This window comes from Pseudomonas sp. Pseusp49 (genome assembly GCF_059491875.1).
The window spans coordinates 4,869,377-4,890,573 of record NZ_CP168514.1 but is presented as its reverse complement, the minus strand read 5'-3'; the positions used below and the strand labels follow the sequence as shown (position 1 = coordinate 4,890,573).

Sequence of the window (21,197 nt, the reverse complement as noted above, 5' to 3'; positions counted from 1 at the left end):
AATGACCGCAGGCCCCGCCAACCGGGGCCTGCACAGGAGGTTTGCAATGGGCGCTATCTTGAATCTGGTCGAACGCAATCTGCACGAAGTGCAGGTCGATGCCGACCGCATGCTGTTTCACATCCCCAGCAGTTCGCTGTTCGCCAGCGATGAACTGACGGGCACCATCATCGATACCCTGCGCGGCCCCGGCTGCTCCTCGGACGACCTGATCCAGCGCCTGGCCGCGCGCTTCAACGGCGAGGAAATCACCGAGACCCTGCGCGAGCTGATGGCCCTGGAACTGGTCAGCGACGGCTCGCCGCTGACCCCGGACATCGCCACTAAACGGGTCGAGCGCACGGCGATCAACACTGTGGTGCTCAACGTCAACACCGGCTGCAACCTGAGCTGCACCTACTGCTACAAGGAAGACCTCGACAAGCCCTCGGCGGGCAAGAAAATGGACGTCGAAACGGCCATCGCCTCGGTGGAAATGCTGCTGCGCGAATCGCCGGACGAAGAGCGTTTCACCGTGGTGTTCTTCGGCGGCGAACCTCTGAGCAACCGCAAGCTGATCGAGTACATGGTCGATTACTGTGAAAAACGTTTTCGCGAGGCCGGCAAGTTCGTCGAATTCGTCATGACCACCAACGCCACGTTGCTCACCGAAGAGACCGTGGACTATCTCAACGCCCACCGCTTTGGCTTGTCAGTGAGCATCGACGGGCCGAAGACCGTGCACGACCGCAACCGCATCACCGTGGGCGGGCAGGGCACCTATGACGTGGTGCGGCGCAAGGCCGAGATGCTGCTGTCGCGCTACAACAGCCGTCCGGTGGGCGCGCGGGTGACCCTGACCACCGGCGTCACCGATGTCGAGACCATCTGGGATCATTTGTTCAACGAGCTGGGTTTTGCTGAAGTCGGCTTTGCCCCGGTGACTTCCGGCGATATCAGCAGCTTCAACCTGACCAGTGATGAGCTGATCGAAGTCTTCGCTAGCATGAAACGCCTCGGTCGGCGCTATCTGGAAGCGGCGCTGGAGCACCGCAACATCGGTTTCTCCAACCTGCACCAGCTGATCACCGACATCCACGAAGGCCACAAAAAGGCCCTGCCGTGCGGCGCGGGCCTGAAGATGCTGGCGGTCGATCACAAGGGCGAGCTGAACTTGTGCCACCGTTTTACCGGTTCGAGCCTGCCGACCTTCGGCAACGTCCACAGCGGCGTCAAGCAGGTGGAGTTGAACGACTTCCTGTCCCAGCGCCTGGACCGCACCAACACCGGTTGCGAAGACTGTCAGATCCGCAACCTGTGCTCCGGCGGTTGCTACCACGAGAGCTACGCCCGCTACGGCGACCCGACGCACCCGACCTATCACTACTGCGAACTGATGCGTGACTGGGTCGACTTCGGCATTGAGGTCTACACCCGGATCATGGCCCATAACCCTGCGTTCATCAGCAGTTACATCACTCCGCGCAAGGCTCACTGATATGAAACATCTCAAGGCAATCAATAACAAGGCGTTGAAGCTGGATCAGGCTGCGGACGAGAACCGCATTGAGGAAGTGGTGGCCATGAGCTCCGTGGCGGGCTGTGCCTCGACCACCGACCCGGGCTGGGAAATCGATGCGTTCGGCGGTGTGTCGTCACTGTGCCAGCCGATGGAGGCCGACCTCTACGGGTGCTCCGACCCGTGCTGGTGGCCGGCCCAGGTGCCCGACATGATGAGCACCTACCCGGACTGGAACAAGGATGCCCAGGCGTCCAACGAAAACTGGCGCAACCTCGGCACTGTCTTCCCCAAGGACAAGTGATGCCCTTGAAAGCAGCGTATAACAAGAAGGATTCCAGCATGCACAGCATCAAAGCCTGCGGCCTGGCCGCGTTTGCCGTCCTGAGCAGTTGTTCGGTCAGTGTCCTGGCCGATGAAAACACCGCGCTGCAGGACGGTCGCGAATACATGTTGACCACCAACTACCCCAACAACCTGCACGTGATCGACCTGGCCACCGACACCTTGTACAAGACCTGCAAGATGCCCGATGCCTTCGGCCCCGGCACCGTGCAACTGTCGCCGGACCGCAAGACCGCCTACGTGCTGAACAACCACTACGCGGATGTCTACGGCGTCGAACTGGACAGTTGCAAACAGGTGTTCCACGCCAGTATCACCCAGAAGCCGGGGGAGAAAGCCAGGTCGATGTTCGCCTTCACCCTCAGCCATGACGGCAAGGAACTGTTCACCATCGCCAACCCGACGCTGATGATGAACGACCGCTACGAAGTGCAGCAGCCTCGGCTCGACGTGTACAAGACCGACGCCGGGATGGATGCCAAACCGGTGCGCAGCTTCCCGGCGCCGCGGCAGCTGACCATCATGCAGAGTGGCGACGACGGCACCTTGTATGTGGCGGGGGCGGACGTCTACAAGGTCAACGTGCAGACCGGCAAGTTCGACGTGCTGATCCCCAGCCGTCACTGGAAACGCCCGAACTACAGCGCGCCGGACGTGCTCTACGTGTGGAACCAGCAGACGTATCGGCACGACTTCTCGCTGCTCTACACCGCCGCGAAATTCAAGGACAAGAAGCAGGACCCGGCCACCGCCGAATACCTGTACGGCCTGTTCAGCGTCGACCTGAAAACCGGCAAGACCGAAACCACCGACTTCGGGCCGCTGACGGAAATCTATTTCAGCGGCATGCGCTCGCCCAAGGACCCGAACCTGATGTTCGGCGTGCTCAATCGCTTGGCCAAGTACGACATCAAGGAGAAGAAAATGCTCCAGGCGGCGACGCTTGATCACTCCTACTACTGCATTTCCTTCAACAAGGACGGCAGCAAGATCTACCTGGCCGGGACGTTCAACGACGTGGCGATCTTCGATGCCGACAGCCTGAAACAGACGGGCAGCATCAAATTGCCGGGCGGGGACATGGCGATTACCACGGCGCAGATTTTCGTCCGGTAATTGCGGCGCCTGAAAGGACTCCATCGCCGGCAAGCCGGCTCCTACAATGGATCCCTGTCTACTGACGATCTACTGTAGGAGCTGGCTTGCCAGCGAAGCTGCCCTCAAAAACACTACAAATCTTAAACCCCCGGCACCGGACAACTCATATCCCCCTCCTGGCACTTCAGGTAGTTCTTGAACGTCTGAACCCGTGCCTTCGTCAGTTCCGTGGTGCAGTTGCTGTAGATCAGCGGATACACACTCCCGCCTTCCACCCCGGAGGCCGAGAACTTGCACTCGGCATCGCGGAACGCCACCCACGCCCGCTGCGCACCCACCAGCAGCTTCTTGTTGTCCGGGTTGCCCTTGAATCGCGAAGTGATCTGCTGGTACAGCGCATTCAATTCCTTGTCGGCGGCCGCATTCTGCTGCGCCGCACACTGGTTCATCGTCGCCTGGTCGCTGGCGTTGTCGCAGTCCACGGCGACAGCCATGGGGGTGAACAGCAGGGGCGTCAATGCCAATAGTAAGCGTGGGTTCATGCCGGATTACTCGCTGTGACCGAATGTTGAGGTGCAGTGTAGCCGTGTGACGGATTCAGTCCGCTACGCTTGCCACTGCAAATGTTTTCACCAGCGATTGCCATTCGATGCTTTTCAGCAGAGAGCGTAAGCAGTTTCGAGCCTCTGACTTTGTGATTGCCCCAGAACTTATCCGCGCAAATGCAACCGAATATCTCAGGCATGGTTGATTGCCCATCCCGATTGGTACAACTTTAGGGTTGGTCTTGTGGTCTTACTGACCTACTGTTCAAGTACAGGAGGTGACTTATGAACCCAGCATCTGATCGCATCGAAAGGAAAATCCTGCTCAAGGCCAAGCGTTCGCAGGTCTGGCGCGTGCTGGCCAATGCCGAAGAGTTCGGGAAGTGGTTTGGCGTGGCGCTGCAAGGCAAGCGTTTTGTGGCAGGCGAGTGGACCCAGGGGCAGATTACTTACCCCGGTTATGAGCATTTGCGCTGGAATGTACTGGTGGAGCGGGTCGAGCCGGAACGGCTGTTTTCGTTTCGCTGGCACCCTTATGCGATAGAGCCGGAGTTCGATTACTCCCAGGAACCCACCACCCTGGTGAAATTCGAACTTGAAGACATGGATGACGGCACGCTGCTCAAGGTGTCCGAATCGGGTTTCGACCACATTCCCCAGCATCGTCGCCTCAAGGCATTCCGTATGGACAGCCGTGGTTGGGATGAGCAGATGAGCAACATCGAACAGTTTCTTGTGGAAAGGGCCAAGGCCCACGAGCTTCAGGGTGACTGACCAGCGCCTGGCCGTCGAAAGTCAGCTGGAGGCCTTTAGACTCGCTGCTTCCAGGCCAGGCACCTGAGGCGTCTAAGGGTTTTCGGAAGGTGCCTTATAGCGAATGTCTTACACGCGATGGTAGTGATATCGCCTGTTACAATTTGGATCCGATGCGTATTCTGGCCTCACCCACTGAAGCACAGGATGTGCTCAGGATCACGGATGATCGACCATATGCAAGGAACGCTGCGACAAGGAGTCGTCATGGTCTTGGAAAAACCCGCTTCGGCGGGTTTTTTTGTGACCGCAGGAAAGGTCGGGGCGGCAGCAAGCGGATGCCCGCCGCCGTTTTCCTACTGACGATCGAGTTTCGCCGCCGCGCGCTCGGTGATTTCCGCCCGCAGCTTCAACGAGGCGGCAGCCCGCTGGCGAGCCTCTTCCAGCACACTGGCTGGCGCCGTCTCGGGGCTGCCCGCCGTAAACGGCGGGGCCGGAGCGTATTCCAGTTGCAACTGCACCAACTCGGCGGTGGCCGGATCGAACAGCTCGGCGGCCAAGGTCAGGGCGAAGTCGATACCGGCGGTGATCCCGCCACCGGTCAACAGATGGCCGTCGCGAACCACCCGATCCTTTACCGGGATTGCGCCCAGCGGCTTGAGCAACTCGTGATAGGCCCAGTGAGTGGTGGCGCGTTTGCCCTTGAGCAATCCCGCTGCGCCCAGTACCAGTGCGCCAGTGCACACCGACGTGATGTACCGGGCGTTGGCGGCCTGGGCCCGGAGGAAGTCCAGGGTCGGGTCATCTTCCATCAACGGCCCCACGCCACTGCCACCGGGTACGCAAATCACGTCCAGTGCCGGGCAATCCTCGAAGGTGGTCGTCGGTTTCAACAGCAGGCCGGTGCTGGCGGTGACCGGCATCAGGTCCTTCCAGATCAGATGCACTTTCACATCCGGCAGCGAGGCCAGTACGTCATAAGGGCCGGTCAGGTCCAGTTGCTGAACCTGTGGAAACAACAGAAAGCCGATCTGCAACGTCATGGTGTTTTTCTCGTGAAGTGGGTGGACGGTTCAACTGTAGGCTCGTAGGATTTGGCGTATACGCCAATATCCCCACGAATTACGCCAAATGTCGAAAACCATCCATGTACTCGCGTTCGCCAACGTGCAATTGCTCGACGTCACCGGGCCGTTGCAGGTATTCGCCTCGGCCAACGACATTGCCCGTCAGCAAGGCCTGCCGCCACCCTACGCGCCGACGGTGATTGCCAGCGGCGGCGGGGCGGTGATGTCGTCGGCGGGCCTGGCGCTGTTGGCCGAACCCTTACCGGATGACGGCACTGACACCCTGATCATCGCAGGTGGCTGGGGTGTCTACGCGGCGGCACAAGATGCGTCGTTGGTCGCCTGGGTGCGCGAGCATGCCCGTGGCTGCCGACGGGTTTCCTCGGTGTGTACCGGTGCGTTTCTGCTGGCGGCCAGCGGCTGGCTCGATGGCCGGCGCGTGGTCACCCACTGGACCCGCTGCGAGCAACTGGCGCAACAGCACCCGCGCTTGCAGGTCGAACCCAACCCGATCTTCATCAACGACGGCCCGGTCTGGACCTCGGCCGGCGTGACGGCCGGCATCGACCTGGCGCTGGCCATGGTCGAACAGGACCTGGGGCGCAACATGGCCCTGGAAGTCGCCCGGCAACTGGTGGTGTTTCTCAAGCGTCCGGGTGGCCAGTCGCAATTCAGCGTGACCCTGTCCCTGCAACAGGAAGGCCAGCGATTCGACGAACTTCACGCCTGGATCAGCGAAAACCTGACCAAGGACCTCGGCATCCCGACCCTGGCCTTGCAGGCCGGCATGAGCGAACGCAGCTTCGTGCGCCACTACCGCGCCGACACCGGCCAGACCCCGGCCCGGGCCATCGAACTGATCCGCGTCGAAACCGCGCGGCGTCTGCTCAGCGATACCGGAGTGCCGGTCAAACGGGTGGCGGTGCAATGCGGCTTCGGCAGCGAAGAAACCCTGCGCCGCAGCTTCCTGCGGGCCATGGGGGTGACACCGCAGGCTTACCGGGAGCGGTTTTCGGTCAGTGCTGGAGTAGATCCAGTCGTGCCTTGAGTCACTTACTGCCTGAACTCGAACATTGTTTGATCCGGACTCAAGGCTGCCAGACAACCTTCTCCCCACTCAACCTGCGGTCCAGAAAACACGCCGCACTGATCAACGCCAGATGCGTCAGCGCCTGCGGCGTGTTGCCCATGTGCCGTCCATGGCTGTCGAACTCTTCGGCATACAACCCCAGCGGGTTGGCGTACCTGAGCAACTGTTCGAACTCCAGGTGGGCCTTGTCGAGCTGGCCGGCGCGGGCCAGGCATTCGACGTACCAGAACGAGCAGGCGGCGAAGGCGCCTTCGCTGCCGGGCAGGCCGTCGATCTGGCTGTCCTCGTTGCGGTAGCGGTAGATCATGCCGTCGCGCACCAGGCTCTTTTCGATGGCTTGCAGGGTCGTCAGCCAGCGCGGGTCGCGGGCGCTGACGAAGCGCAACAGCGGCATCAGCAGCATCGAACCGTCCAGGCCGGTGCCGCCGATGTGCTGGACGAAATGCCCGCGCTCCTCATTCCAGAAGTTTTCCCAGATGTCGGCATGGATCGCCTGGCGAGTCTGGTCCCAGCGGGCGAACGGGGCGGGCAGCGAGCGTTTGGACGCGAGGCGGATGGCGCGGTCCAGGGCGACCCAGCACATCAGCCGTGAATGCAGGAAATGATATTGCTCGCCGCGCATTTCCCAGATGCCGACGTCCTTTTGCTCCCAGGTTTCGCAGACCTGGTCGATGACTTCCACCGTGTGTTTCCAGCCTTCATGGGAGATGGCTTCGCCGTACTTGTTGACCAGGTAAATCGCGTCCATCAGCTCGCCAAAGATGTCGAGCTGGACCTGTTGGTACGCCTGGTTGCCGATGCGCACCGGTTGTGCGCCACCGTGACCGGACAGGTGCGTCAGCTCGATTTCCGGCAACTCCTGGCGACCGTCGATGGCATACAGGATGTTGAGTTTCATCGGCTTGCCCCGGCAGTCGCTGACCCGCCCGCGCAACCAGCGCATGTAGGCGTTGGCTTCTTCGACGAAGCCCAGGCGCATGAACGCATAGACCGTGAACGAAGCGTCGCGGATCCAGGTGAAGCGATAGTCCCAGTTGCGCTCGCCACCGGGGCTTTCCGGCAGGCCGAAAGTAGCCGCGGCGAGAATGGCGCCGTGCTTGCGCGAGGTCAGCAGCTTCATGGCCAGGGCCGAGCGGTTGACCATTTCACGCCAGCGCCCGCGGTAGTTGGACTGGCCGATCCAGTCGCGCCAGAACTTCAGGGTGCGTTCCAGGCACAGATCGGCGGCACCCTCCTTGAAGCGTGGGTCGCCAGGCGCACCGAGCAGGAACTGGGCGGTCTGGTCTTGCTCAAGGGTGAACCGCGCGACCGCCCCATTGGCATCAATGTGCATGGCTTGATCGGCGCACAGTCGCAGGGACGGCTGGTCGGCAGCCTCGAAGATCACGTCATCCTTATCCATACTCGCGCGGGTGCTGGCGCGGGCGTAGTCATGGCGCACCGCGCAACGCATGTGAAAGGTGGCGCGGCCGCTGACCACGCGGATCCGCCGCATCAGCAGTGGCAGGTCGTCTTCGGTGTCGCCGACGGGCAGCAGGTCGGTGACCTCGACCACCGCCCGGTCACTGAGCCAGCGGGTTTGCAGCACGTTGGTGTCGGGCAGGTAAATCTGTTCGCGGCGGGCGTCGGGCAAATCCGGCGACAATTGGAAAATCCCCGCCTCGGGGGTGTCCAGCAGCGAGCAGAAGATCGACGGACTGTCGAACTCCGGCCAGCAGAAAAAATCCACGCTGCCCTTGTCGTTGACCAGCGCCGCGCTGCGCATGTCGCCGATGATGCCGTGGGCGTCGATGGGGCTTTGGCGTTCGGGGTGATCAGCCATTGTCGCGCAACTCCGGGGAATCTGGGGCCTATTTAGCTGACTGGTCCGGTTGGTCGAGAGTTCATTTGGCGGGGAATGTGAGTTGTCTGTGAGGGCCTCTTCGCGGGCAAGCCCGCTCCCACATTGGACGGCGTACACAAATCAACTGTGGGAGCGGGCTTGCTCGCGAAGGGGCCTTCACATTCAACCAACAATTCCACGCTTCCCCCGCAATCAGCCGTTATGGCAACGTGCAGTCCCCTGATGAGACCCGACCCATGGCAAACCCCTATCGCGAGTTATTCAAAGCCCCTGGCAGCGGCGCATTCGTGCTGGCCGGCATGGTCGCGCGCATGCCGATTTCCATGACCGGCATCGGCCTGATTACCATGCTCTCGCAGTTGCAGGGTGGCTACGGTCTGGCGGGCGCGGTGGCGGCGACGTTCGCCCTGGCCACGGCCTTTTGTGCGCCGCAGGTCTCGCGGCTGGTGGATCGGTATGGCCAGGGGCGGATTCTGCCGGTGGCGGCGCTGCTCGGCGGTGGGGCGCTGCTGCTGTTGTTGCTGTGCACGCGGTTGCGGGCGCCGCACTGGACACTGTTTGTCTTCGCCGCGCTGGCCGGTTGCATGCCGAGCATGTCGGCGATGGTGCGGGCTCGCTGGACCGAGGTGTATCGCGGGCGCCCCGAGCTGCAGACTGCCTACGCCCTGGAATCGGTACTGGATGAAGTCTGCTTCATCGTCGGGCCGCCGCTTTCCGTTGGCCTGTGTGTGGTGGCGTTTCCCGAGGCCGGGCCATTGGCAGCCTTGCTGGCACTGGCCGTCGGCGTCACCGCGTTCGTGTTGCAGCGCAGCACGGAGCCGCCGGTACATCCCCACGAAGATCACCATCAAGGCTCGATCATTCGCTCGCGCGACATTCAATTGCTGATGCTGTTGATGGTCGCCATGGGCACCATCGTCGGCGTGGTGGACGTGGTCAGCGTCGCCTTCGCCCAGCAGCAGGGCCAACCGGCGGCGGCGAGCATCGTGCTGTCGGTGTACGCCATCGGCTCGTGCCTGGCCGGGCTGGCCTTCGGTGCGCTGCGTTCGAAAGTACCGCTGGCGCGCCTGTTCCTGTACGGCGGCGTGGCAACGGCGGTGACCACCTTGCCGTTGTTGCTGGCGGCGAACATTCTCGGCTTGTCGCTGGCGGTGTTTGTCGCGGGGCTGTTTTTTGCTCCGACGCTGATCGTCGCCATGGCCCTGGTGGAGCAGATCGTGCCGCCGGCCAAACTCACCGAAGGCCTGACCTGGCTAGTCACCGGGCTGAGCATCGGCGTCGCGATCGGCGCCGCCGGCTCCGGCTGGCTGGTGGACGCCTTCGGCGCGCGCAGCGGGTTCTGGCTGGCGATTGCGGCGGGGGCGCTGGTGCTCGGCTCCGCGATCCCGAGCTATCGCCATCTGAAATGAAGATCGACCTGTGGGAGCAACTGTCTTCCCCCTGCCACTCGTCACCGCCATTCGGTGCCGTCCCGCAACATGGCATTCAGCCTAATCAGTAAGACCCGCATGCAGGCGATGAGCGCGACTTTCGCGCTCTTGCCTCGCTCCCGAAGAGCGTCATAACGTGCCTTGAAGTCTGGCTGATGACGGATCACGACCCAGCAAGACATGTAAAGCGCACGTCTGACACGGGCTCTGCCTCCATAGATTTGACGTTTTCCGCTGTGATTGCCGCTGTCGTCGTTGTACGGCGCAATTCCCGCCAAGGCCGCCACTTCACGACGATCAAGCTCTCCCAATTCAGGCAGGTAAACCAGCAAGCTGGCTGTGGCCACCGTACCGATACCTTTAACGGAAATGAGTCGCTCGGCTTTTTCGGCATCCAGTTCATGCATGCTCTGATGGATGGTTTTATCGAGCTGCTTGATCTGCACTTGCAGGTAGTGAACAAGACCTTTGATCGCCTCGATAACAACGGGTAGCTGGACTTGCTGAAGCCGGCGCTTGTTGTCGTCTCGTTGCTGAACAAACTGCTCGCGCAACTGGATCAGCTCGCGCAGCGCTTCACGTTCCGGCGAAATGATCTTGTCGCGGGATGCATGCAGCACTTCAGCGAAGTCCGCCAGCACGGCCGCGTCGATGGGGTCGGTCTTGGCATTCTTGCCCATCGCCACGGCGAAGGCTCTGGCCCGGCGGGGATTGATTCTGAGCACGTTGAAGTCGGCGCCCTGCAGTGCCGCCATGACCTTGCTCTCGTAACCACCGGTGGCCTCCAGCAGAACCCGGCCAACCTCGTACCGGCTCAGGCGCTCAATCAGCTCAACAAAGCCTTCTGACGTATTGGGAAGGTCAAAACCTTCACCCTGAGGTTGAACCCATACAACCAGGTTTGATTTGGAGATATCGATGCCGACCCAGGAAATCATGGCAAAACCCTCTTACACTCAGGAGTGAGAGTGCTCTGGCTTTGCCCACGCTTGTGATTCGAGTGGCGCTCGTCCAACTGTTCGGGCTTATGGGCCAGAGTGGAAAGGTGGATGGCAGCTTGGCTCCCACACGTGCTTTTAGCACCGCGGACTCACAGCTTGCCATCCACCCCTCTCACCTCGAAGTCTATTCCTGGATCTAGACACAAGCGGGCTTGCTCGCGAAGGCGGTGTGTCAGTCGACATCAATGTTACATGACACACCGCCTTCGCGAGCAAGCCCGCTCCCACATTTGGATCTGCGACTAATTCCGGCTACACCTCATCCGTTCTCCAAGCAGACAACCTTCGAGGAAATCCCGGTGACCCCGCTGACATTGCTGTGCCTGCCCTATTCGGGCGCGAGTGCCATGGTCTATAGCCGCTGGCGGCGCAAACTGCCGGAATGGCTCAAGCTGCAACCGGTGGAACTGCCGGGGCGGGGCGCGCGCTATGGCGAGCCCCTGCACACCGACATGCGCCGCCTGGCGCTGCAACTGGCCCACGAACAGAAGGCCACGCTCAAGGCACCGTATGCGTTGTTCGGCCACAGCATGGGGGCGTTGCTGGCCTGCGAGATGGCCCACGCGTTCCGCTCGCTGGGTTGCCCGGAACCGGTCGCGCTGTTCGCCTCGGGCACTGCCGCGCCGACCTTGCGCGCCGACTACGACCGCGGCTTTGCCCAGCCGAAAACCGATGCCGAACTGATCGAGCAATTGCGCACCCTCAACGGCACCAGCGAAGAGATCCTGGCCAATGAAGAGTTGATGAGCCTGACCCTGCCGGTGTTGCGCGCGGACTTCCTGTTGTGCGGGCGATTCACACCGATCCAGCGCCCCTTGCTCAAGTGCCCGGTGCACGTGCTCGGCGGCAAGGCCGACCGCGCCACCACCGAGCAATTGATCGGCTGGAGCCAGGAAACCCGCGGCAGTTTCTCGGTGGACATGCTGGCCGGCGGGCACTTCTTCATCCATGAGCAGGAGGCCAAGGTGCTGCGGGTGATCAAGGACCAGCTTGAGGGGCATCATCGGCGGCATGGGTTGATGGCTGTGGGCTGATCCTATTCTGAATTCACCACAAAACCTGTGGGAGCGGGCTTGCTCGCGAAAGCGGTGTATCAGACGTTATGCATGTGACTGACACACCGCCTTCGCGAGCAAGCCCGCTCCCACATTTTGAACTGCAGCAACCACGGTTTTTCGTGTTTTACCCTTCCTCCTGATACTTGTTCCCCTGCGCTAATTTTTCCCGCCTGCATTCGTTTTATAGGGACGACGCGCCCTTGCGCCTGCTGCCTACTGATGCGGATGCCGATAGATGAATGCTGAAGACTCCTTGAAACTTGCTCGCCGGTTTATCGGGTTGCCCCTGGAAAAGCGTCAGATGTTCCTGGCGGCCTTGCACAAGGAGGGCGTGGATTTCGCTCGTTTCCCGATCCCGGCCGGCATCGAGGCCGAGGATCGCCAGGCGTTGTCGTACGCCCAGCAACGCATGTGGTTCCTCTGGCAACTGGACCCGCACAGCGGCGCCTACAACCTGCCGGGCGCGGTGCGGTTGACCGGGCACTTGAATCTGTCGGCGTTGGAGCAGGCGTTCGCCAGCCTGGTGGCGCGGCATGAAACCCTGCGTACGGTGTTCCAGCGTCAGGTCGACGACAGCTTGCAGCAAGTGCCGGCCACGGCGCCGCTGCTGATCGAACAGGTGGATTTCAGCGCACTGCCCGCCGAGGAACGCGAACGGGCCGTGGCGCAAACCGCCGAGCAGCAATCGATGCTGCCGTTCGATCTGGCGACCGGTCCGCTGCTGCGGGTCACCTTGCTCAAGCTCGCAGAACTTGAGCACGTGCTGTTGCTGACCCTGCACCACATCGTCTCCGACGGCTGGTCGATGAACGTGCTGATCGACGAATTCATCCGCTGCTACGACGCCTTTGATGCGGGCACGCAGCCGCACCTGGCAGCGTTGCCGATCCAGTACAGCGACTACGCCCTGTGGCAGCGCCGCTGGCTGGAGGCGGGCGAGCAGGCGCGGCAACTGGCGTACTGGCAGGCGCAACTGGGCAATGAGCATCCGGTGCTGGAATTGCCCCTGGATCATTCGCGCCCGGCGATGCCGAGCTATCGCGGCACCCGCTACGAATTCGCGGTCGAAGTGCAACTGGCCGAACAACTGCGCAGCACCGCGCAGAAGCACAACATCACCCTGTTCATGCTGTTGCTCGGCGCCTTCAACGCGCTGCTGCATCGCTACACCGGGCAAACCGACATCCGCGTCGGCGTGCCGATCGCCAACCGCAACCGCGCGGAAATCGAAGGCCTGATCGGTTTCTTCGTCAACACACAGGTGCTGCGTACCCAACTGGACGGCCAGACCCGGGTCGACGACCTGCTGCGCGCCGTCAAGGAAACCGCCCTCGGCGCCCAGGCCCATCAGGACCTGCCGTTCGAGCGCCTGGTCGAAGCGTTGAAACTGGAGCGCAGCCTCAGTCACACGCCGTTGTTCCAGGTGATGTACAACCACCAGCCGCACGTGGCCGACATGGCCTCGGTCAGCACCGCCTCCGGCCTGGTGCTGGGCAGCCTCGACTGGCAAAGCCGCACCACCCAGTTCGACCTCACCCTCGACACATGGGAGAGGGGCGGCAAGCTGCACGCCGCGCTGACCTACGCCAACGACCTGTTCGAAGCCGACACCATCGCGCGCATGGCCCGGCACTGGACGCGCCTGTTGCAGGCGTTAGTCGACGACTCGACGCAAAAAATCGGTGAGTTGCCGATGCTGAGCGCCGATGAGCAACAGGTGCTGGTGCAGGACTGGAACCGCACCGCCGAGGTCTATCCCGTCGAGCAGTGCATGCATCAGCTGATTCAGGCCCAGGCCCGACGCACGCCCGAGGCAACGGCACTGGTGTTTGGCGAGCGCCAGTTGAGCTACGCGCAACTCGATGCCCGCACCAATCGCCTGGCCAATTACCTGCGCGGGCAGGGCGTTGGCCCGGATGTACTGGTGGGGATCTGCGTCGAGCGTTCGCTGGAAATGGTCATAGGCCTGTTGGCCATTCACAAGGCCGGGGGTGCCTACGTACCGCTGGACCCGGAGTACCCGGCCGAACGTCTGGCCTACATGATCGACGACAGCGCGATTGGTCTACTGCTCACGCAAGGCAACCTGCTCGGCGCGCTGCCCACCGACGGCGTCAAGGTCATCGCCCTGGATCAGCCGCGAGACTGGCTCGACGGCTACAGCGATGCCTGCCCGCAGGTCGAGGTGCATCCGTTGAACCTGGCCTATGTGATCTACACCTCCGGCTCCACCGGTAAGCCCAAAGGCGCCGGCAACAGTCACGCGGCGCTGGTCAACCGCTTGTGCTGGATGCAGCAGGCCTACGGGCTCGATGGCAGCGATTCGGTACTGCAGAAAACCCCGTTCAGTTTCGACGTGTCGGTCTGGGAGTTCTTCTGGCCGCTGATGACCGGCGCGCGTCTGGTGGTGGCGCCACCGGGCGCACATCGGGAACCGGCGCAGTTGATCCGCCTCATCGCTGACCACGGCATCAGCACGCTGCACTTTGTGCCGTCGATGCTCCAGGCGTTCATCCACGAACCGGGTGTCGAGGCCTGCACCGGCCTCAAGCGCATTGCTTGCAGTGGCGAAGCCTTGCCGCTGGATGCGCAATTGCAGGTGTTCAAAAAGCTCCCGGGCGCCGGGTTGTACAACCTGTACGGCCCGACGGAGGCGGCCATCGACGTGACCCACTGGACCTGCGTCGACGAAGGTGCCGACAGCGTGCCCATCGGCCGGCCCATCGCCAACCTGCGCACCCATGTGCTGGATGCGCAATTGCTCCCGGTTCCGGCTGGCGTGGCGGGGGAGCTGTACCTCGGCGGCGCCGGGCTGGCGCGCAGTTATCACCGGCGTCCGGCGCTCACCGCCGAGCGCTTCGTGCCGTGTCCGTTCCACGACGGCGCGCGCTTGTACCGCACCGGTGACCGTGTGCGGCAGCGTGCCGATGGCGTGATCGAATACCTCGGGCGCCTCGACCATCAAGTCAAATTGCGCGGCCTGCGCATCGAACTGGGGGAGATCGAAACCCGCCTGATGCAGCACGACTTGGTGCGCGAGGCCGTGGTGCTGGTGCAGGGCGGCAAGCATCTGGTGGCATACCTGGTGCTGGAAAACGCCGACGCCGATGCGCAGTGGCCGCAAACCCTCAAGGCCTGGCTGCTCGGCAGCCTGCCGGAATACATGGTGCCCACCTACCTGATGCCGCTGGATGCCTTGCCGGTGACCGCCAACGGCAAGCTCGACCGCAAGGCCTTGCCGCCACCGGACGCCGCGCCGCAACAGGCGTTCGTCGCACCGCAGGATGCCATGCAGACCATGCTGGCGCAGATCTGGCAGGACGTATTGGGCACGCACCCTGTGGGTCTCGAAGACAATTTCTTCGAACTCGGCGGCGATTCGATCATTTCCATCCAGGTGGTCAGCCGCGCCCGTCAGGCCGGGATTCGCCTCAGTCCGCGGGATCTGTTCCAGTACCAGACCGTGCGCAGCCTGGCATTGGTCGCGACGTTCGATAGCCGCAGCAACATCGATCAAGGCCCGGTCAGCGGCGAGGTGATCCTGACCCCGGCGCAGCATTACTTCTTCGAACAGGCCATCGCCCAGCGTCAGCACTGGAACCAGTCGCTGCTGCTGACGCCCCGGGAAGCGCTGGATCCGAAAGCGTTGGAGCGGGCCTTGGTGGCCGTCGTCAATCATCACGACGCCTTGCGCCTGCGCTTCATCGACGGTGCCCAAGGCTGGCAGCAACACCATGGGCCGCAGGTCGAATCCGCTGGGTTGTGGCTGCGGCGGGCGTCTTCGGCCGAAGCCCTGACTGTGCTGTGCGATGAAGCGCAACGCAGCCTCGATCTGGCCAACGGGCCGCTGCTGCGCGCCTTGCTGGTCAACCTCGACGATGGCAGCCAGCGCCTGTTGCTGGTGGTCCATCACCTGGCGGTGGACGGCGTGTCGTGGCGGGTGTTGCTCGAAGACTTGCAACAGGCTTACCGGCAAGTGGCGCTGCCCGAGAAAACCAGCGCCTATCAAGCCTGGGCCGCGCACCTGCAACAGCATGCCGGCACCTTGTCTGGGCAACTGCCGTACTGGCAGGCGCAACTGGCGGATGCCCGGGACCTGCCGTGTGAGCAGCCGCAGGGCAGCTTGCAGCAGCGCCACGGGCACAAGATCGAATCGAAACTGGATGCCGAGCTGACCCGTCAATTGCTGCAACAGGCACCGGCGGCCTATCGCACCCAGGTCAACGACCTGTTGCTCACGGCGTTGGCGCGGGTCATCTGCCGCTGGAGCGGGCAGGGCTCGACGCTGATCCAGCTTGAAGGCCACGGCCGCGAAGACCTGTCCGACGACCTCGACCTGAGCCGCACCGTCGGCTGGTTCACCAGCCTGTTTCCCGTGCGCCTGCAACCCGAGGCCGGGGTGGCAAATTCGATCAAGTCGATCAAGGAACAACTGCGCGCCATTCCGGGCAAAGGCCTGGGCTATGGGCTGCTGCGCTATCTCGGCGAACCGGCGCAGCGCCAGCTTCTGCAAGACCTGCCGGCGCCTCGCATCACCTTCAACTACCTGGGGCAGTTCGACCGTCAGTTCGATGAGGCTGCGCTGTTCGTCCCGGCCCCGGAAAGCGCTGGTCAGGCCCAGGGCGATGATGCGCCGCTGGCCAACTGGCTGACCGTGGAAGGCCAGGTGTATGGCGGGCAGCTCTCGCTGCAATGGGGTTTCAGCCGCGACATGTTCGCCGAATCCACGGTGCAACAACTGGCCGATGCCTACACCGAAGAACTCAAGGCACTGATCGAACATTGCTGCGCGACAACGCCAGGCCAGGTCACACCGTCGGACTTCCCGCTGGCGCGCATCACCCGGGCACAACTCGATGCCTTGCCTGTCCCGGCACCGGCCATCGAGGACGTTTACCCACTGACGCCGATGCAGCAGGGCATGCTGTTCCACACCTTGTACGAACCCCAGGCCGAGGCCTACATCAATCAATTGCGCCTGGACATCCAGGGGTTGGAGCTGGCGGCATTCGGCCGGGCCTGGCAGGCGGCGATCAACCGACACGACATCTTGCGCAGCAGCTTCCACTGGTTGGGGCTTGAGTGCGCGCATCAGGTGATTCATCGCCAGATCGACCTGCAACTGCAAGTGATCGAAGCGGCCGATGTCGACCTCGAGGCACTGGCCGCCGAGGAGCGCAGTCGCGGCTTCGAACTCGGCGCCGCGCCGTTGTTCCGCCTGGTGCTGGTGCGCCGAAGCCCTGAAGACTGGCACCTGATCTACACCAGCCATCACATCCTCATGGACGGCTGGAGCAACGCGCAGTTGCTCGGCGAAGTGATCCAGCAGTATGCCGGCCAGACGCTGGCCAGGCCGTTGGGGCAATACCGCGATTATCTGGGCTGGATTCAACAGCAGCCTCTGCTGGCTGCCGAGCAGTTCTGGAAGCAAGCGCTGGCGCCACTGGAAACGCCGACGCTGCTGGCGCAAGCCTTGCCGACACCGGTCGAAGGGCGCGGCATGAGTGAGCATCAATTGACCCTTGAAAGCGCCGCGCTACAGCGCCTGGGCGATTTCGCCCGCCAGCAGAAAATCACCCTCAACACCTTGCTGCAAGGAGCCTGGGGCCTGCTGTTGCAGCGCTACACCGGCCAATCCTGCGTGGCGTTCGGCGCCACCATGGCCGGACGCTCCGCGCCGCTGCCGGGCATCGAACAGCAATTGGGGCTGTTCATCAACACCTTGCCGATCATTGCCGCACCGCCGGCAGGGCAGTCGGTGGCCCAGTGGCTCGACCACCTGCAAGCACTGAACCTGAGCCTGCGCGAGTTCGAACACGTGCCGCTGTACGACATCCAGGGCTGGGCCGGGCAACAGGGGGCGCTGTTCGACAGCCTGCTGGTGTTCGAGAACTTCCCGGTGGCCGAAGCCCTCAAGCAAGGGGCGCCGGCGGGCCTGACCTTCGGTGCGCTGCGCAATCACGAAATCACCAGCTACCCGCTGACCCTCGGCATCGAAGTCGGCGCCACCCTGCGTCTGGATTTCAGCTTCGACCGCAGCCGGTTCAGCGCGGCGCAGATCAGCCAGTTGGGCGCCAGCCTGTTGCAGGTGCTGGAGCAGTTCGTCGCACAGCCACAACAGGCATTGGGCGCGATCAGCTTGCTCGATGCACAGGCTCAAGCAAAGGTGTTGGCCGGTTCGCGTCCACCCGCGCCGCCATTCGACAGCCCGTTGCTGGCCCATCAGCGTTTCGAGCAACAGGCGGCACGCACGCCCGATGCACTGGCGGTGATGGTCGGCGACGAGTGCCTGACCTACGCCCAGCTCAATGCGCAAGCCAACCAGCTCGCCCATCGCCTGCGCGCCCTGGGTGTGGCACCGGGGCAGCGGGTCGGCCTGTCGGTGCGGCGCAATGCGCAGATGATCGTCAGCCTGATGGCCATCCTCAAGTCCGGCGCCGGTTATGTACCGCTCGATCCGGATTACCCGGCCGAGCGACTGGCCTACATGATCGAAGACAGCGGCAGTGACCTGCTGCTGGCGCAACCGGGCTTGCTCGCCGATGTAGCGCTGCCGCAAGGTTTGCCGCGCCTGGCGCTGGAGGCGAGCGTTGACGGTTACTCCACCGAAAACCCGGAAAACCTCGCCAGCGCCGAAGACCTCGCCTACCTGATCTACACCTCCGGCTCCACCGGACGCCCGAAAGGCGTGTGCCTGGCCCACGCCGCGCTGCGCGAGTTTTGCGTGATCGCGGCGGACTATTCACAACTCACAGCGCAAGACCGTGTGCTGCAATTCGCCACCTTCAGCTTCGACGGCTTTGTCGAGCAGTGCTACCCGCCGCTGTGCGTGGGCGCGGCGCTGGTGATGCGCGGCGATGAGTTGTGGGACACCGACACGCTTTATCGGCAGATCATCGCGCACGGCGTGACCCTGGCCGACCTGCCGGCCGCCTACTGGTTCTTGCTGGCTCAAGAGTGGGCTGCGCAACCGCAGCGCGAGAAAGGGCGCTTGCGTCAGGTCCACGTCGGGGGCGAGGCCATGTCGCTGGAAGGCCTGAAGTTGTGGCATGCCGCCGGTCTGGGCGATGTGCGCCTGCTCAATACCTATGGGCCGACCGAAGCCACGGTCGTTTCCAGTACCCACGAATGCACCCTGGCCGATACCCGCAATCCCCTTGGCGTGCCGATTGGCCGCGCGCTGCCGGGGCGTGCGTTGTATGTGCTGGACAGCGAAGGCCACCTGCTGCCGACCGGTTGCGTCGGCGAGTTGTGCATCGGCGGTGACGCCGGCCTCGCCCAGCGCTATCACCAGCGTCCGGGTTTGAGCGCCGAGCGTTTCATTGCCGATCCATTCTCCGCCACGCCCGGGGCGCGGCTGTACCGCAGCGGCGACCTGGCGCGCTATCGCGAGGACGGCGCACTGGAATACCTGGGGCGTATCGATCACCAGGTGAAAATTCGCGGATTCCGCGTCGAACTGGGTGAGCTGGAGGCGCACCTGCAAGGCCTGCCGATGATCAGCGAAGCCGCAGTGCTGGTGCACGAAGGCGTCGGCGGCAAGCAGTTGATCGGCTACGTGGTGCCGGCCCTGGATGAACAGCTGGACGCGGATGCGCGACAACTCACCGACACCGTACGCCGCGCCTTGGGCGAGCGCCTGCCGGACTACATGCTGCCGACGCAACTGGTGGTGCTGGCCGCGTTGCCCCTCAACCGCAACGGCAAGCTCGACCGCGCCGCGTTGCCGGCCCCGCCAGTCTGGGAGGTTGCAACCGGTAGCGCACCGCAGGGGGCACTGGAAATCCAGCTGGCGCAGATCTGGCAGCAGGTGTTGCAGGTCAGTCGCGTCGACCGCGAGAACAGCTTCTTCGAATTGGGCGGGCACTCGTTGCTGGCGACGCAAATCGTCTCGCAGATCCGCCAGCGCATGGGCCTGTCGGTGAGCCTGCGCAGCCTGTTCGAACACCCGCGCCTTGAGGATTTCGCCGCTCAGGTACAGACGCTGCAACACCGCTGTGAACGCCCGGCGCTGGTGGCGGACACCTCTGGCGAACGCCAGCCGCTGTCCTTTGCCCAGCAGCGCTTGTGGTTCCTGTGGAACCTGGAGCCGGACAGCTCGATGTACAACATGCCGGGTGCCTTGCGCCTGCGCGGCGAGCTGAACCTCGACGCCTTGCGCCAGACCTTCGAAACCCTGGTGCAGCGCCACGCGGTGTTGCGCACCACCTTCTACGAGGAAGACGGCCAGACCTGGCAACGGGTACACCGGCAATTGCCGTTGAGCTTCGAGGCCGGCGACCTGCGGCATCTGCCGGCGCCGGACGTCGAGGCGCAACACCTGGCCCGCGAGGAAGTCGCGCGGCCATTCGACCTGCGCCACGGCCCGTTGCTGCGGGTGCGGGTGCTGCGGGTCGCGGATGACCAGCATGTGCTGTTGCTGACGGTGCATCACATCGTCGCCGATGACTGGTCGTTCCGCGTGCTGATCAATGAATTCGTCACGCTCTATCCAACCCTCAACCGTGGCCAGACCCCGCAACTGCCGGCGCACAGCGTGCAGTACGCCGACTTCGCCAAATGGCAGCGCCAGTGGCTGGAGCAGGGCGGCGAGTTGCAACGCCAGCTCGACTACTGGCAGCAGCGCCTTGCCGAGCCGCAAGCGGTGCTGGAGTTGCCCGCCGATGGCGACCGGCGCACGGCGCAAGAGGGTGCCAGCGCGCATTTCACCTTCAGCGCCGAACTCAGCCAGCAGTTGCGCGACTTTGCCCAACAGCGCGACCTGTCGTTGTTCATGCTGCTGCTGGCCGGTTTCACCCTGGTGTTGCGCCAGCGTACCGAGGTCGCTCGGGTGCGCATCGGCACCGATATCGCCAACCGAAATCAAGCCGAGCTTGAAGAAATGGTCGGCTTCTTCGTTAACCAACTAGTACTGCAAGTGGAAGTCGATGCCGGGCAGCCGGCCGCGCAATTGCTGGAGGCCTGTCGCCGGGCGGTGCTGGAGGCTTCGGACCATCAGGATCTGCCGTTCGAGCGCCTGGTGGAGGCCTTGCGCTTGCCGCGCCGGGCCGGCCGTTCGCCGCTGTTCGACATCAAGTTGATTTACCAGGAAGGCGTCGGTCGCTTGCCCTCGATGGATGGGTTGCACGTGGAGGATTTCCCGTCCGGGCGTCAGGCCGCCGAGATCGGCATTGTCGCTGCGTTCTACAACGACGCGCAGCACATCCACCTGAGCTTCGAGACACCGGCCGGCCAGTACCTGCCGAGCACGCTGGAATGTCTGTTCGAACAGATCCGCGCGGTGCTCGAGGCGTTGGTAGGCGCTGAGCCATTGCAGGTCAGTGAGTTGCTGAACCTGGCCAGCGAGGTCCAGCGCCGTGCCGAGGCGCGCTTGAACGAGCAACGCAAGGCCTTGCTCGGTGGCGCCATGGCGATCAAGCGCCGCTCGGCGAACCGGGGTGCGTCGACAGCGCATACCGCAGCGGACTGA

The 21,197-nt window shown here is 63.2% G+C and carries 13 protein-coding genes; 9 read left to right on the top strand and 4 right to left on the bottom strand.

Annotation, left to right across the window (positions count from 1 at the left end):
• Window positions 1-46: 46 nt before the first annotated feature.
• The 3 genes from peaB to peaD are packed head-to-tail and all read left to right on the top strand — an operon-like array spanning window position 47 to window position 2,959.
• Window positions 47-1,477: a quinohemoprotein amine dehydrogenase maturation protein gene (gene peaB / locus ACEN83_RS21700; protein WP_116581466.1), complete on the top strand. Its 1,431-nt coding sequence runs from the start codon at window positions 47-49 to the stop codon at window positions 1,475-1,477.
• Window position 1,478: 1 nt separating this feature from the next.
• Window positions 1,479-1,802: a quinohemoprotein amine dehydrogenase subunit gamma gene (gene qhpC / locus ACEN83_RS21695; protein ID WP_007971075.1), complete on the top strand. Its 324-nt coding sequence runs from the start codon at window positions 1,479-1,481 to the stop codon at window positions 1,800-1,802.
• Window positions 1,803-1,840: 38 nt separating this feature from the next.
• Entirely contained in the window at window positions 1,841-2,959 is a 1,119-nt protein-coding gene (gene peaD, locus ACEN83_RS21690) for a quinohemoprotein amine dehydrogenase subunit beta (RefSeq protein WP_495578394.1), read from the top strand.
• A 122-nt stretch (window positions 2,960-3,081) separates the two neighbouring features.
• Here the strand turns inward: peaD and ACEN83_RS21685 are convergent, their stop codons facing one another.
• On the bottom strand, window positions 3,082-3,483 hold the full coding sequence (locus ACEN83_RS21685) for a lysozyme inhibitor LprI family protein (RefSeq protein WP_495578393.1): 402 nt from the start codon (window positions 3,481-3,483) through the stop codon (window positions 3,082-3,084).
• A gap of 288 nt (window positions 3,484-3,771) precedes the next feature.
• On the opposite strand from ACEN83_RS21685, the gene ACEN83_RS21680 reads away from it, so the two are divergent.
• Window positions 3,772-4,260 carry an SRPBCC family protein gene (locus tag ACEN83_RS21680; RefSeq protein ID WP_495578392.1) on the top strand — a complete coding sequence of 163 codons (489 nt, stop codon included), beginning with the start codon at window positions 3,772-3,774 and terminating at the stop codon, window positions 4,258-4,260.
• A gap of 204 nt (window positions 4,261-4,464) precedes the next feature.
• Window positions 4,465-4,602, top strand: coding sequence for a hypothetical protein (locus ACEN83_RS21675; RefSeq protein WP_495578391.1), 138 nt, complete (start codon window positions 4,465-4,467; stop codon window positions 4,600-4,602).
• Here ACEN83_RS21675 and inhA read toward each other — a convergent pair.
• Entirely contained in the window at window positions 4,596-5,282 is a 687-nt protein-coding gene (gene inhA, locus ACEN83_RS21670; protein ID WP_495578390.1) for an isonitrile hydratase, read from the bottom strand. The two genes, ACEN83_RS21675 and inhA, sit on opposite strands and share 7 nt — an antisense overlap.
• Window positions 5,283-5,370: 88 nt before the next feature.
• Here inhA and ACEN83_RS21665 point away from each other — a divergent pair, with 88 nt between their 5' ends.
• The gene (locus ACEN83_RS21665; protein ID WP_495578389.1) at window positions 5,371-6,354 is read left to right on the top strand and encodes a GlxA family transcriptional regulator; all 984 of its coding nucleotides are present in this window, start codon (window positions 5,371-5,373) and stop codon (window positions 6,352-6,354) included.
• A 40-nt stretch (window positions 6,355-6,394) separates the two neighbouring features.
• On the opposite strand, the gene ACEN83_RS21660 is transcribed toward ACEN83_RS21665, so the two are convergent.
• Window positions 6,395-8,218 carry a glycoside hydrolase family 15 protein gene (locus ACEN83_RS21660; protein ID WP_495578388.1) on the bottom strand — a complete coding sequence of 608 codons (1,824 nt, stop codon included), beginning with the start codon at window positions 8,216-8,218 and terminating at the stop codon, window positions 6,395-6,397.
• A 257-nt stretch (window positions 8,219-8,475) separates the two neighbouring features.
• On the opposite strand from ACEN83_RS21660, the gene ACEN83_RS21655 reads away from it, so the two are divergent.
• The gene (locus ACEN83_RS21655) at window positions 8,476-9,648 is read left to right on the top strand and encodes an MFS transporter (RefSeq protein WP_495578387.1); all 1,173 of its coding nucleotides are present in this window, start codon (window positions 8,476-8,478) and stop codon (window positions 9,646-9,648) included.
• A 41-nt stretch (window positions 9,649-9,689) separates the two neighbouring features.
• On the opposite strand, the gene ACEN83_RS21650 is transcribed toward ACEN83_RS21655, so the two are convergent.
• Window positions 9,690-10,607 carry an IS110 family transposase gene (locus ACEN83_RS21650; RefSeq protein ID WP_495578386.1) on the bottom strand — a complete coding sequence of 306 codons (918 nt, stop codon included), beginning with the start codon at window positions 10,605-10,607 and terminating at the stop codon, window positions 9,690-9,692.
• 362 nt (window positions 10,608-10,969) lie between these two features.
• Here ACEN83_RS21650 and ACEN83_RS21645 point away from each other — a divergent pair, with 362 nt between their 5' ends.
• Both ACEN83_RS21645 and ACEN83_RS21640 read left to right on the top strand, forming a co-directional pair.
• The gene (locus ACEN83_RS21645) at window positions 10,970-11,704 is read left to right on the top strand and encodes a thioesterase II family protein (RefSeq protein ID WP_495578385.1); all 735 of its coding nucleotides are present in this window, start codon (window positions 10,970-10,972) and stop codon (window positions 11,702-11,704) included.
• A gap of 259 nt (window positions 11,705-11,963) precedes the next feature.
• A complete protein-coding gene (locus ACEN83_RS21640) occupies window positions 11,964-21,197 on the top strand; it encodes an amino acid adenylation domain-containing protein (protein WP_495578384.1) in 9,234 nt (3,077 codons plus the stop codon).

Excerpts from the sequence above, each read along its gene's own strand:
- peaB (WP_116581466.1), top strand. The coding sequence starts at position 47 with ATGGGCGCTATCTTGAATCTGGTCGAACGCAATCTGCACGAAGTGCAG.
- qhpC (WP_007971075.1), top strand. The coding sequence starts at position 1,479 with ATGAAACATCTCAAGGCAATCAATAACAAGGCGTTGAAGCTGGATCAG.
- peaD (WP_495578394.1), top strand. The coding sequence starts at position 1,841 with ATGCACAGCATCAAAGCCTGCGGCCTGGCCGCGTTTGCCGTCCTGAGC.
- ACEN83_RS21685 (WP_495578393.1), bottom strand. The coding sequence starts at position 3,483 with ATGAACCCACGCTTACTATTGGCATTGACGCCCCTGCTGTTCACCCCC.
- ACEN83_RS21680 (WP_495578392.1), top strand. The coding sequence starts at position 3,772 with ATGAACCCAGCATCTGATCGCATCGAAAGGAAAATCCTGCTCAAGGCC.
- ACEN83_RS21675 (WP_495578391.1), top strand. The coding sequence starts at position 4,465 with ATGATCGACCATATGCAAGGAACGCTGCGACAAGGAGTCGTCATGGTC.
- inhA (WP_495578390.1), bottom strand. The coding sequence starts at position 5,282 with ATGACGTTGCAGATCGGCTTTCTGTTGTTTCCACAGGTTCAGCAACTG.
- ACEN83_RS21665 (WP_495578389.1), top strand. The coding sequence starts at position 5,371 with ATGTCGAAAACCATCCATGTACTCGCGTTCGCCAACGTGCAATTGCTC.
- ACEN83_RS21660 (WP_495578388.1), bottom strand. The coding sequence starts at position 8,218 with ATGGCTGATCACCCCGAACGCCAAAGCCCCATCGACGCCCACGGCATC.
- ACEN83_RS21655 (WP_495578387.1), top strand. The coding sequence starts at position 8,476 with ATGGCAAACCCCTATCGCGAGTTATTCAAAGCCCCTGGCAGCGGCGCA.
- ACEN83_RS21650 (WP_495578386.1), bottom strand. The coding sequence starts at position 10,607 with ATGATTTCCTGGGTCGGCATCGATATCTCCAAATCAAACCTGGTTGTA.
- ACEN83_RS21640 (WP_495578384.1), top strand. The coding sequence starts at position 11,964 with ATGAATGCTGAAGACTCCTTGAAACTTGCTCGCCGGTTTATCGGGTTG.